General features: G+C 45.0%; 13 protein-coding genes. 6 read left to right on the plus strand and 7 right to left on the minus strand.

The window, feature by feature from the left end; genetic code table 11:
- Positions 1-80 precede the first annotated feature (80 nt).
- Entirely contained in the window at positions 81-341 is a 261-nt protein-coding gene (locus NWE95_01090) for a hypothetical protein (protein MCW4002497.1), read from the plus strand.
- An 11-nt stretch (positions 342-352) separates the two neighbouring features.
- Here NWE95_01090 and NWE95_01095 read toward each other — a convergent pair whose 3' ends face one another.
- Complete coding sequence (locus NWE95_01095) at positions 353-517, minus strand: preprotein translocase subunit Sec61beta (protein ID MCW4002498.1); 165 nt, start codon at positions 515-517, stop codon at positions 353-355.
- Positions 518-680: 163 nt separating this feature from the next.
- On the opposite strand from NWE95_01095, the gene NWE95_01100 reads away from it, so the two are divergent.
- A complete protein-coding gene (locus tag NWE95_01100) occupies positions 681-968 on the plus strand; it encodes a nucleotide pyrophosphohydrolase (GenBank protein MCW4002499.1) in 288 nt (95 codons plus the stop codon).
- On the opposite strand, the gene NWE95_01105 is transcribed toward NWE95_01100, so the two are convergent.
- The 4 genes from NWE95_01105 to NWE95_01120 form a co-directional block, all read right to left on the minus strand.
- A complete protein-coding gene (locus tag NWE95_01105) occupies positions 965-1,195 on the minus strand; it encodes a winged helix-turn-helix domain-containing protein (GenBank protein ID MCW4002500.1) in 231 nt (76 codons plus the stop codon). The genes NWE95_01100 and NWE95_01105 overlap by 4 nt on opposite strands.
- A gap of 79 nt (positions 1,196-1,274) precedes the next feature.
- A complete protein-coding gene (locus NWE95_01110) occupies positions 1,275-4,685 on the minus strand; it encodes a DNA polymerase II large subunit (protein MCW4002501.1) in 3,411 nt (1,136 codons plus the stop codon).
- A 78-nt stretch (positions 4,686-4,763) separates the two neighbouring features.
- Complete coding sequence (locus NWE95_01115; GenBank protein ID MCW4002502.1) at positions 4,764-5,513, minus strand: geranylgeranylglyceryl/heptaprenylglyceryl phosphate synthase; 750 nt, start codon at positions 5,511-5,513, stop codon at positions 4,764-4,766.
- Positions 5,514-5,537: 24 nt separating this feature from the next.
- Positions 5,538-5,804 (minus strand): hypothetical protein, encoded by a 267-nt coding sequence (locus NWE95_01120; GenBank protein MCW4002503.1) that lies wholly within the window; start codon positions 5,802-5,804, stop codon positions 5,538-5,540.
- A 95-nt stretch (positions 5,805-5,899) separates the two neighbouring features.
- On the opposite strand from NWE95_01120, the gene NWE95_01125 reads away from it, so the two are divergent.
- From NWE95_01125 to NWE95_01140, 4 genes are all read left to right on the plus strand, one after another.
- Positions 5,900-6,742: an NAD+ synthase gene (locus NWE95_01125; GenBank protein MCW4002504.1), complete on the plus strand. Its 843-nt coding sequence runs from the start codon at positions 5,900-5,902 to the stop codon at positions 6,740-6,742.
- Between the two features lie 14 nt (positions 6,743-6,756).
- On the plus strand, positions 6,757-7,590 hold the full coding sequence (locus NWE95_01130) for a carbon-nitrogen hydrolase family protein (GenBank protein MCW4002505.1): 834 nt from the start codon (positions 6,757-6,759) through the stop codon (positions 7,588-7,590).
- A gap of 520 nt (positions 7,591-8,110) precedes the next feature.
- The gene (locus NWE95_01135; GenBank protein ID MCW4002506.1) at positions 8,111-8,590 is read left to right on the plus strand and encodes a hypothetical protein; all 480 of its coding nucleotides are present in this window, start codon (positions 8,111-8,113) and stop codon (positions 8,588-8,590) included.
- 289 nt (positions 8,591-8,879) lie between these two features.
- Positions 8,880-9,632 (plus strand): MarR family transcriptional regulator, encoded by a 753-nt coding sequence (locus tag NWE95_01140; protein ID MCW4002507.1) that lies wholly within the window; start codon positions 8,880-8,882, stop codon positions 9,630-9,632.
- On the opposite strand, the gene NWE95_01145 is transcribed toward NWE95_01140, so the two are convergent.
- Both NWE95_01145 and NWE95_01150 read right to left on the minus strand, forming a co-directional pair.
- On the minus strand, positions 9,622-11,157 hold the full coding sequence (locus NWE95_01145; GenBank protein ID MCW4002508.1) for an ATP-binding protein: 1,536 nt from the start codon (positions 11,155-11,157) through the stop codon (positions 9,622-9,624). The two genes, NWE95_01140 and NWE95_01145, sit on opposite strands and share 11 nt — an antisense overlap.
- The gene (locus tag NWE95_01150) at positions 11,141-12,187 is read right to left on the minus strand and encodes a hypothetical protein (GenBank protein MCW4002509.1); all 1,047 of its coding nucleotides are present in this window, start codon (positions 12,185-12,187) and stop codon (positions 11,141-11,143) included. Before NWE95_01150 ends, NWE95_01145 begins: the two co-directional genes overlap by 17 nt.
- Between the last annotated feature and the right edge of the window lie 38 nt (positions 12,188-12,225).

Genomic DNA, 12,225 nt, shown 5'->3' on the forward strand with positions numbered 1-12,225 from the left:
TTTAGAATACTAATCATAGTAGTTTACGGTAGTTTGCAAAGTATATGTCAGATCAAGGTTTGCCCCCTTCGATATTTCATATGCTCGAACGAAATGTGGGCAAAAAAATCAGAGTCATAATAGATCCCGCTTATGGTTTCGAAGGCACTCTTGCAGCGGTAACACACGAACCAGCAGGAATCTGGCTGTCCGATGCCGAAGCCATCGTTTTAAGATCAACTATTGCGCAACCTATTCCGCAGGTGGCAAGCCGCGAAGAAAGAAGCGAACTATATCTTCACTTGAATTCAGTTCAAAGAATAGAAGTCCTACACACTACTGCACCCTCAAGAAGAGGGTAAAATAAAAGCGTTTAGAAGAAGATTTTTGCTAAAACCGAAACAACAATCAACGATACTGCCAAAGCTACTAGCAGTTCAGGTCGAACCTTGATTCCTTCGGTTTCTTCCTCAAAAAACCTTAGCAAACCTGCACTTGCGGCCGGCATTGGACCAGTATCTTTTTTCTTTTTGCTCACTAACATCCCTACTGAATTGATGTGTTATCATGCCTAATATCTGCTTGGACTAATTAATCTTGCGCCGAAAGGTTGCTTCGGCTTTCCGTATACAAAAGCATCAACAAAACACAGTTTAACCTTTAATAGCCGCCAGAACACAACACCTTGAGAGTGAAACCATATGCACATTCATGAATTCCAAGAAATGATGAAACACCTCTATTTCAAACGTGACTCGGAACGCGGAGTAGAAGGCACCTTTAACTGGTTGGTTGACGAAGTCGCTGAACTCGGCCAAGAACTAAACGGGACCAACCGTGAAGCAACCGAGAAAGAATTCGCCGATGTCATCGCTTGGCTATCGTCACTTGCCAATGTCATGGGAATTGACCTTGAAAAAGCCGCCATCAACAAATACAACAACATGTGCCCGAAATGCCAGCACTCACCATGCCAATGCACGTTCTAACCAAGCCGTTTCTGCCCTAACCCCGTTGACAACCAAACATAGCGTCCACTGCCCCTGCGTTCAACGATGCCCTCATTCTTTAGAAGCTTAAGATGATACGTCACAACACCATACGAGAGCGCAGATTGTTTGGCAACCGTGGTTGCGCTAAAAGGCTGGTCGTCTAGCAAAGACAAGATTTTTGTTCTTGCCGCAAGTCCACCACGTACATTTCGGATGTTGCTCAAGTAAGCGTTGGGGTGCCAAGAGCCCTTTATTGCAATTCACCGATACAATAAAGCGCGGTCTTTATTGAAAAGCTTTAGTCTAATTAAAATCGAAAAGTGTTGCCTGTTTTGGCTTTTTGTTATCAAACATGGAAGCTAATTCTTCCTTGATGAGGTCCATGCGCTGAGTGTAGTACTTGGGCAATCCATACTTGTCAACAAGTTGCTGCGCCGCCACCAGGTACTTCTCGATGCCGCCACGGTAAACGGTAAGTGTCAACTGGCCGCCACAGAACGGACATTTACCGCGAAGAGGCAAGCGGCGGAATTTTTTGTTGCAAGACTTGCATCTGAAGCCTTGCGTGGAAAATGCGCGCAGGTTACCAGCGATATCGCGCATAAAATGAGTGTTGAGAACTTTTAGTGCAACCTGCCTTGCATCGACAGCGTCAATTTTCTCTCCCAGTGATAGTTGCATGTTGAGTTTATCAATCATGGACTTGAACTCTTTATATGAGCTGTTAGCGTTGCCAAGATTAATGTTGGAAACAGGGGTCGTGTACTGGAACCCCTCAAACTGTGCTTCAGTCCCAAGCCGATGACTAACCACATCCATAATGGCGCTGACGGGCCGCACTTCAGCCTTCTCGAGTGTTTTCTTATAAAACTCAAGCGGATAAGACGCGGCAACATCACAATCATGCGCCTGCCGCTGCACTTCTTGAGTGTTCACAAACGGAATCAGCAAAATAGGAGCATCCATAATTCCGCCAATCTGCGCTGGTAAGTAAACCCGCGAAAAATTAAGAAGAGTATCCAATGCCAACATGATGGCGTCCTCGTCGCCGTCACAATCTCGACGTTTAGCGGAGTGCCAAACAGGATGAGCATAGATAACATTGCGGTCAGTGAAACCAACCACGCGCCCCAAGATGCAAGCGCATGTGTGCGGAGCTAAACCAAAAATCAAGTGCCCCACAAGGTCTTCAGCCTTCTTAACATTATAGAACGCAGGTAACTTGTAGACTCTTCTCAGTAAATCATCAATGAAAGCGGCAATCTGCACAAAATAGTCACCTGCACGCCAAGGAATCACAACATCCTGCAGCTTAAGCTCACAAACCTGCTCAGGATCAGTCAAGGGGGCGCCATAAGTGTCGCAGTTGTAGCCTAGCTGCCGAATCTTCTCCACTGGCACTCCGACTTCAGCAGGTGTAAAATGCGTTAAAGGCGCGTTCGTAGCGTCAAACCGAATAGTACCATCCTTATAGACAGACAGCTCGTGCTTTGCCCGCAAAATCCCCTTCTCAATAATTTCAGGGGTTTTATCCTGATTGGTTAAGCCTTTGACGCCGCGGAGAAGTTTTGGCGCCGAGTAACCAAGAGAGCCGCACGCAGCATCAATCATTTCCCTGAAATTGATGGGCTGACGCTGATACTGAATCGCCTCCACCTTACAAGCGGGGCAAGCATTATCTTTAAGTGCCCTGCCGCAACGTGGGCAGCTGTTCTCTGGCACAGTTTCACACCCGCAACTGGCGCATTTCACTTTGAAAGTGTAAGTCTTACAGTTTGGGCACTTCCTTTTTGTCACTTCAACAAAAACTGGACCTTTCTTTGCCGCCTCCATGAGGTCTCTGTGAGTCCCGCCTGCGAGGCTGACTGGGAAAAGCACGTGAACAAGAGGCCTCATCTCCCGCCGTTTAGCCTTCTCTGGGCGTCCCATGCGTCCACCCACATAAGTAGGCGCTTTATCCTTAACTTGCACTCCAGAAAGCAAACTAACCGCCGCCAAAACCGAAGGCGCATCAGACAGTTCGGGCGGGGCGGTTTTGTCGTAACCGAGACTGAACGCTAAAGCCGCGGCGTCCTCACCTGCCACCACAGCCTTGCCGTCCACAATTTTGTGCGGAACCAGAATTTTACGCAAGAAGCCAACGACGGTTTCATCAGCTTTGCCCATTATTCTGCAAACAGTTCCTTCGTTCAAGGTGACTTCACAAGTATCCAACCATTTCTTGAGCAGGGCAACTTCTTGAGACGAGGATAAGCTCGTCCAGAAGAAAGTGGCGCTCGGATGCAAAGGCACACCCAAGTTCAAACTTAGCGCGATGGCTTCTTTAACGGTTGGTTTGGTTTTGAAAGGGTCAGAGAGGAAAGCCTTTATTTTTTCTGCAGGAATTTTGGATGCTTCTGCAGCTTTTTCATAATCTGAGCTGAATCCTTGAGCAAGGGCGTTTTGCAGGTCTTTAACCCACCATTCCTCCACGTAGCCTGAAGGCGGAAGCGCCTTGTTGGTGTAGAGGAAATCGCCAAAACTAATCAGCATGTCTCCTAAGAACAAGATTTTTTGAATCTTTCCCTTGACCTTCTCAAAGTTCTCAAGAGAAACACGAACCACGGAACCATCTTTGAGCAACACGACGGGGCATTCAATCGTGTCCACTGGAACCGTAACGCCACCCTTCCCAGGCAACTCCAGACGCATCTGAGTGCCAGCAGCAAGAAAGCCCTCAACCACAAGCATGGTCGCAGGATGAATCCCAACAGCAGAAAGCCCAGTGTTTCTTGACCTGCCATACCTTAATCTGAAGCCCCCGCGACGGGATGGGAAAGCGAAGATTGGTCTGCCAGCTATGACGTCATCCATGAAGCCGCCTGACTTCTTTTCAGACTTCTTCTTAAAATCTCGAAGCCAGTCCCAGCCTTGAAAGCCTATTTTTTCCACAATCACCAAAACTTTTTGGGCACGCCCAACAATACCGTCGTTGACCACGCGGAGCGCTCCGCCTCTGACGCGGTTGGTTTCAACTCTTTGCAGGTTCCTGTATGAAGAAACTTCAACGGGGTCAGATTCCGTGCCAGTAACCTCAACAGGAAGCAAACTCAACGCTTTCCTTAACTCCTCATCAGGAATGTGATATTGAAAACGCCCCACTGACCGCTCATAAAGGCGTAGTTCTTCCACGAATCGGGCGATTTCTTCCTCAGTTGGCTTATACTTATCCAAGCCGAGTTGCCGACGAACAAAATCGCCAACGATTAAGGTTAATGCTTGGTCTGTTCCGCCTGCTGAACGGATTGGCCCTGCAAAGTATATAGCCAGATACCGTGTTCTATCGGGGTTTGTTTTTATTTTTACTTGCGCTATTCCTTGTATGGGTGCTGCTGTCAAGCCCTCAGTAAAAATGGCAAGAGCTGTTCTGATAGCTTGCTCAGCCGCTTTTTCAGGCTCCATATGCCCGAATTTACCAAGGGAAATTTCTTCCGCGACTTTGAATGCTATTTCTTCTCTTTGAATCTTTGAATTGTATTCCCTTATGCTGAGGGCTACACCTTTTGGACCAACCAAGCCTTCCACTAAGTCAGCAATGTCCTGTGCGATGATGCATTCGGTTTTCAGGGCTGGGTCTAACCCTTTAGACCTGGCGCTGTCGCTAATTGCATATAGTTCTTTTAGTTGGCTTTCCATGATTTGTACGTAGTTTTGGTAGCTCTTGCTAATGTTCAAAGCGACAGCTCACCCGCAAGATATAGAGAGACAGGTTATTTTTGGCTTTTCTAAAACTACGGAAAAAGTTGACGAACATCAGACTTTGTTCTTAATCGCCTGAATAATTTCAGAAAGCCGTTGCTTTGCATCGCTCGACTCAGTAATGTTCCCCGTTACAATTATGTCTGCTCCAGCATTAGCCGCCATCAACGCCTGCTCCTTACTGCGTATCCCTCCACCTACAATCAAGGGAATATCAATTAAATGCTTCACAGCCGCTATCATTTCAGGAGGCACAGGGGTTGCTGCGCCAGAACCGCCCTCCAGATAAATGAAACGCATCCCTAGATACTGCCCAGCTAGAGCATGAGCCGCAGCCAATTCAGGCTTGTTATAAGGCACCGATATTGCTTTACCGACTATACCAGCGGTGCCCCCTTCCCCCACGATTATGTAACCCATAGAAATTGGTTCCAAACCATACTTTTTGACAAGCGGCGCACCCAAGATTTGGGCACCAATGAGAAAATACGGATCAACTGAATTTAGAAGAGACATAAACCAAATTGCGTCTGCATGACTACTGATGCCTGTGATATTGTTGGGAAAAAGAATCGTTGGGAGTTGTACATCACTTTTAATAGCTTTTACAACATTGTCAAGATGTTCTTGTGAAACAAAAGTTGAGCCACCAATCATTATGGCAGCAGTCCCGCTGTTTTTAGCGTTCTCAGCAATCTGCGAGGCATTGGAAGCTGTGACCTTTTCTGGGTCCAAGAGGGTCATGTGGATTGTCCCTTCAGCTTTGATTTTGTCAAGCAAGTACCTTTCAATAGGTCCTAGCATAGCAGCAATCCTTCACTTCTTTGACTATTCTTCCTTTACGTTAGGTGTAGCCCTTTTTTGAACACCGTAAACACGGTCGGTTAACATACAGTAAACATCAACTTCGCCTTGCGCGGCTTTGATTTGGAATTCTTCCTTAAGGCCGCAACTGCTGCATTGTGCAATTGAACGACCGCCCTCTTCCCTGAAGATTTCCACTCGAACGGTTTCTTTCCCGCATCTAGGGCAAGAGAAGAATTTAGGCAAACGCTTCTTAGGAATATGAACAACTTTCTTCCTTCTTCGCCCCAATATAACAACCTTCTGCATTGACTGATAATGTCCATAATATTTATGCTTGTCCTTAAATACTTGCCTACTAACCATCAATAAGAGGCAATATAGCAGTGAAATTAACGCCCTCCGTGTTAGAAATCAATTTTGATGAAGCACAAAAAAGAATCTGCCGATTCATCAAAGAATATGTTGAAAATGCAGATGCCAAAGGAATTGTGCTTGGGCTGTCGGGGGGAGTAGATAGCGCAACCGTTGCGGGTCTTTCAAGTCTTGCTATCGGCGGCGAAAAAGTCTTAGGGCTTATGCTTCCTGAGAAAGAGAATTTTAACCAAAAAGACATTGACGATGCTAAAGTTATCGCAGACCAATTTCATATAGAAACGCAGGTCTGTGATATGACAGAAGCTTTAGAGGTGGTCTATAAGGCTATTCCAGTGTTTGACCACTCAGACAGGCTCTGCAAGGGGAACATCAAAGCAAGGACACGGATGATTTACCTTTACTATTACGCTAACAAGCAAAACCGCATAGTCTGCGGTAGCTCCGATAAGTCAGAAACAATGATGGGCTACTTCACCAAGTGGGGAGATGCCGCAGCGGACATAACCCCAATTATGGACCTGTACAAAACTCAAGTGCGCAAGCTTGCAATCCATTTGGGAATCCCAAAAGAATTGGCGCTAAAACCATCCACGCCAGCGCTTTGGCCAAACCAGCTTGCAGAAACAGAACTTGGCATAAAATACGAAACCTTAGACCTAATCCTATACGGGCTTGAACGTTTCATGAGCGCTCAAGAGATTGCTGAACAGCTTAACATCAAGAAGGCTATCGTCGGCAAAGTAAAAAGTCGATGGCTTGCAAACGAACACAAAAGAAAAATGCCCATAGCCCCAAAAATCGGCTACCGAACGGTCGGAAACGATTTTAGGCTTCCAAGACATACCTACTAAAAGCGGGAAAGCCCATGAAAGACAAAATCAAAATTGCCCTCTGCCAGATAAGCAGCAAACGCGAAAGCAAAAAAGAAAACATATCCAAAATCGAAAACCTAACAAGGAAAGCAAAGCAGCAAGGGGCAGACATAGCTATCTTTCCAGAACTCTCACTAACAGGGTACGTCGTGCTGGACCAAATCTACGAGTTGGCTGAACCCATCCCTGGACCCTCAACCCAACGAATCCAAGCCTTAGCAAAGGAAACAGGGATTTGCATAATTTTTGGGATGCCTGAGCTAAGCGAGAAAACAAAAGCAACAGTCTACAACACCGCCGTCATGGTTGGGCCAAAAGGCTTGATCGGCACATACCGCAAAATGTACCTGCCAACGCACAGCGTCTTTGAAGAGAAGAGATATTTCCGTCCTGGTTATGAGCCCGCCACTTTCCAAACTGAACTGGGAAACATCGGGCTTACAATCTGTTATGATGTTTTCTTTCCAGAAGTGTTTAGGCTTACACGTCTGAGGGGAGCGCAACTTATCGTTTGTATATCGGCGTCTCCAGCCATCCGCAGAGGATACTTTGAAATCCTAACAGCGGCAAGAGCTCTAGAAAATACGGCATACCTTGCGTACGTTAATCTGGCGGGTGTTGAGGATGGCTTGCAATTCTGGGGCGGAAGCAGACTCGTAAGCCCAGCAGGAGACGTTTTAGCGGTGGCAAAATATGACGAAGAAGATTTTGTAGTTTGTGAAGTGGATTATTCGGATTTGAGAACTGCTGAAACGTTTATTCCTGCTCTTCGAGACCTGCGACCCGAACTTTTTGATAAATTAAAGGAACTTTCAGAGCAAATCTAGCAAGTCACATATAAGCCGAACTCTTGGAGCTAGAAATCACAAGCGTATCACAGGGCTGTGATATCAAGTGATTTATGGAGAAAACAGCGTGATTTGACCGTGATTTGGTTGTGGGGGGTGACGTCACGACGGCTTTTTTGCTGTATCACACGTGAGTTAGAGCGTAGGGCAGTTTTTACGTTTATTATGAATTGACCAGAAAAACTGTGTTTTATTTTAGATGTTGATGTTAAAAAGGGAAAGAGCAAGTGTTTGAGGCTTTTGCAAAACTGCAATTTTTATGTAAAGTTGAGGCATACACAGATAAAAAATAATCGAGCAAATAGACGTTTATATGTTAAAAATACATAATTCAGCTTAAATACAGCAAAAAGGCGCATAAAAAACTCATTTAACAAAATAAGGAACGTTTTAGCTGTTTTTTAGTGCCACTAATACGCCTTTACACCCTCAGAAACGTTAAAAACGGGAGGCAGTATACAAAACTGTATCCATTTCAACTATGGAGGAAAACGACGATTTGAAACTAAAAGACAGTGTAACTGCATGGCTAAACGGGGCATTAAACGACCCTATTGTTCAAACACTGGCTAAAAACAGCAATTTAACAAAAATACAGCTTGAAACATACCTTATTGACGTTTTAGCTGAAAATTTATCAGGTAAACAACTTAAATATGATGAAAAAGCCAGCTTAAGGCTGACAAAGGCTAAAATAAGTCGCGGTTCGTTTAATAGGACTTTAAAACAGTCTAAAGAAAACGTCATCAAGTCAATCTACACGGTGCTGCTTTTAGGGTATTTGGGAGTGTTTGATAGTACAACTCTCGACCCGTATCTCGAAATAGCCAACAAACTGCATGAATATGTGGAAGCCCACCAAGATATACCTAACAAGGAAGAAGAACTAAAAGACCATGTAAAAGTCATAGAAATCATCCGAGAGGAGCTCGAAACAAGCCTAAAACGGCTTTCTAGTCCATCAAAAGAGCCTTTGTGACATCACAAATCACAGAAAAAATGTGTTTCTTGCATGGAAACATGAAGGAAAAGCGAGGCCTGTTTAATCATCAATTTACGCCGTATTTATTAAAATAAGGCTAAATAGAAGAGATTTTTAGAGGGGGTTAGTCCCTAAAAGGCACACAAGAAGAGCGTGATGTGTGATATCATGGAAGCATGGGAGAACAGCACCGTAAACCTTAAAAAGTCCATGGGATAACTGTGATGTGTGATGCAACCGCTTGTATCACGCCTAAATCACGGTAAATCACAGGAGAGAGAAAAGCATGGTTGACTTAGCACCAGTAGTCTTAGGCATTCTATTGGCAACAACAGCGGTAGCGTCAATTGAGTATTATCGGCAGGTGCGCAAGGCACAAAAGGAATATGAGAAAGCCAGAAACTTTGTGGAGGACCTTGTGTTAAGTTTCAACAGGGAACTTAAACGGGAAGCAGACAAGGTAGAGTTAATTTCGTTTAAGGTTGAAGGAAGTCTCTCTAAGGCTGACGCGAGCTTAGACAAGATAGACACTATAGAGAAAAGAGTAATGCCTCTTGAAGAAAAAATAGGAACTATAAACCAAACAATATCAGAAACGTTCTCTCAGAACAGCAACAGCGTCCTATCGGGACTAACGGGGTTGGAAGCTAAAATAAAAGACATCGAAACCGCTCAAGAGGACTTGAGGATAAAAATATCAGGGATAGAAGAGCAGATCCAAAAAGGCACATTGACACCCCAAGAAATCACCAGTGCCCCTGTTATACCTATCAAGCGTGACAAAGCAATGGCCGCCCTCACTGACACAGAAATTGCAGTGCTGGAAATGTTGTCAAAGGAGGGCGCGAAAACGGCGCCTGAAATTAAGGAGAGGGTTCAGCTTAGCCGAGAGCACACAGCACGGTTGATGAAGAAACTCTATGAGGAAGGCTATCTGGAGCGGGAATCGGGTAAAATTCCGTTCAGGTATAGCATCAAAAAAGAAATGGAAAACTTGATGCAGAAGACCGAGCCCCAATCACCGTCTTCTACAGGATAACTTTTTCTTGACCGTTTAACCGTTTAAGTTGCTGGTCTATCTCTGAGAGTTTTTGTGAATCTGACAGACCATAGTCAACTGGCGGGTGCTTCGCTAGATATTCTGGGTAATGTGAAACTTTTATGGGGACAGCGAATTTTATTTTTGGCTCAGAAATAAGCAAGGCTTCGCCGACGTCAAGCATCTTGATTTCGGTTTCACTGTACTCCATGTAAGGCGTGTTCTCAGTGAGGTATATGCGGTCTTTCTTTAGTTCCGTCTTCATTATTACTTTGGTCCAAAGCTCTGCGAACACATCAAAGTTGATCCGTGAGGGTCGTGGTGTCACCGCGTTGAGGCCGACCCTGTATTTGCGGTAGGTTAACGCTATGTCAGAGAAGATTGTTCGCGGCTTGTTTGGGTCCAAAAACTCGTGTGCTTCCTCAAGCGTTATCAACAGAGTGGGGAGTTTGCGCCATTCTTCAAAGTTGTTCTCCCAAGTGCGCTTGTAATATTCAGCGATTGTGGATGCGGACAAGCAAACCATGCGGTTTTGGTCTTCGGAACGCAATCCAGAGATATCGACTAGGCAGGTTATGCCTTTGCAGATGTTTTGTAGGGCGCTGTCCACGAATGTGTAGTCTGATGAAGGAAACAGCTCGCCGGATAAGGAAGAGAGTTTTTGCATTAACGCTTCAACAACGACCTTCTGCGCTCTAATCCCTACGTTGCCTTCAGTGCGGTAGAGTTCTCGGGCACTTTCAATCCAGTCAGCTCCGAAGTGCCGGTACAATGCCCAAGCTAGCCGTTTTTGTGGCGGCTGAATGTCTGGAAAGAGAGTGTCAAGTTTGCTGGGGGTTATGGTTTTTAATCCTACAGCCATTTTGCCTTGTTGGGATGAATAATATTGGACTTTAGTGTGGAATAAGGGGTGGTCTTTTAGCCCCTTCTGTGATTTTATTTCTTTGCCTTCTAAGAGTTGCCCAGCAAAATCATAAATAAGTGCCGCTGTTTTGGGACTGTTGTCGATTAATTGTGCATTTAGGATTAGTTCTGTGTTTGTTTTTCCTGAGCCCGTCATGCCAAACATGCCCATCATTCGAGGTATCGCATCAATGTTTATGCCAACAGAACTTAGCAACTGGTTTTCTGAGCGTAATCGACCAAGTTCAAGCTCGCCAGATAGTCTAAGAACTGCGCAGTCTTCGTCGGTTGCAGCGTACACTTTGTCACGGTAGTTTGGGTTGAAAGTTGGGGAACGAAGAGTTTCCGCTCTCTTTTCCAAGAACAGGACAGCCTCTACGCTTCTATAGGCGGAGTATGGTCCAAAGGCTTCTTTTCCTTCTGCCTCTCGCAGTTGCTCTATAGTCTCAAGAGTGGAACTGCTCTCGGAGTTGACGACACGCGCATAGAATTTTCGTTCTCCAGCAGAATCAATGCGAACAATTTGTCCAAACGATAAAGCAACATCTTTGTTTACTAGGAAAGAGACAGAATCTCCTTTTGTTCCACAAACAAAGCCTATTGAGTCAATATTGGTTGCCATCCCACCATTCCCTCTCAAACGCATGTTTTACTCCATGAATTTCATCTGCAAAACTGCAGGAACGCTCTTCTCGCCGTAGAAGCTCAAGCAAGCCTGCCTCATTTAGTTTCTCTTCAACGTGATCGTGATACGATAGCAACATAGAATCTGAAGGCGCTGAGAACTCATGCGCCAAATAAAGGCTAATAGGGTAACCTAAACATCGGGGGTCCTCAGAAACGCTAGTTAAGGGGGAGAGAATTTCTTCTATGTTGTGCTGTGTTAGGTAATCCATTATATCGCAGCGAAAAACATAGGGACTTTCTGCACACAACTTAACAATTCCAATATCCCCATATAGACTTTTGTCCTTATCGGCTTTTTTTACTGGGTGATAGAACCAAATGTCTTGTGTTGTCAATCCTTGAGCGAGTGCCATAAAATCTCTGCCCCGTTCATCCCGCAAGGTTGGGGAATTTTTACTTATGGCAAGAAGCCGAATATTTTCTTTTTTACATTTCTCATAGAGAGAAACTCTAAAGCGTCTCTCGCCGCCGAAGTAGCCTGCGCCATCAAGCAACAGGTAGACACTACGACCATACTGATGGTCGTAGTAAATGCCATTGTTGGGTTGGTCGTAGTAAAGGTCTTGCTTGGTTTGGAGAATGTTTAGTGCCATTTGGCTTTCTAGTTCAATTCGTGAGTCCTTGAGGTAGTTACTACGACCATAGACGTCTCCGACTGCCGTGCATATCCTTTCTTGAAAGCCCCAATCAACCGCACGGTTTCTTACTATAGTGTAAGATGCCCGCATTAAGTAGATGCCCCAGTTGTTGGCTCGTTTAAGAGTTCTTGTGGAGCAGTCAATTGCTATGAAGCTTCCAGGGTGCGTTTTAATTTTTTTGAGGGGCTTAATCAAGGAAGCATCAGGTCGTAAAGCTGTCAGAACTTCTGGTTTTGTTTGGTTATCTATAGCAACTCTGCCATTGTCACAATAGCATTTTAGTTTATGTTGCATTTCGGCGAAGTCTAGTTCAAGACTCTTGTTCAACACCATTACCTTTGCATTAAGGAAGTAATTCTTAGTTT

The sequence above is a fragment of the Candidatus Bathyarchaeota archaeon genome (assembly GCA_026014725.1).
In the GTDB taxonomy this organism is placed as follows: Archaea; Thermoproteota; Bathyarchaeia; order Bathyarchaeales; family Bathycorpusculaceae; genus Bathycorpusculum.

Coding starts and splice junctions, on each gene's coding strand:
- NWE95_01090 (MCW4002497.1), top strand. CDS start 81: ATGCTCGAACGAAATGTGGGCAAAAAAATCAGAGTCATAATAGATCCC.
- NWE95_01100 (MCW4002499.1), top strand. CDS start 681: ATGCACATTCATGAATTCCAAGAAATGATGAAACACCTCTATTTCAAA.
- NWE95_01115 (MCW4002502.1), bottom strand. CDS start 5,513: ATGCTAGGACCTATTGAAAGGTACTTGCTTGACAAAATCAAAGCTGAA.
- NWE95_01130 (MCW4002505.1), top strand. CDS start 6,757: ATGAAAGACAAAATCAAAATTGCCCTCTGCCAGATAAGCAGCAAACGC.
- NWE95_01140 (MCW4002507.1), top strand. CDS start 8,880: ATGGTTGACTTAGCACCAGTAGTCTTAGGCATTCTATTGGCAACAACA.
- NWE95_01145 (MCW4002508.1), bottom strand. CDS start 11,157: ATGGCAACCAATATTGACTCAATAGGCTTTGTTTGTGGAACAAAAGGA.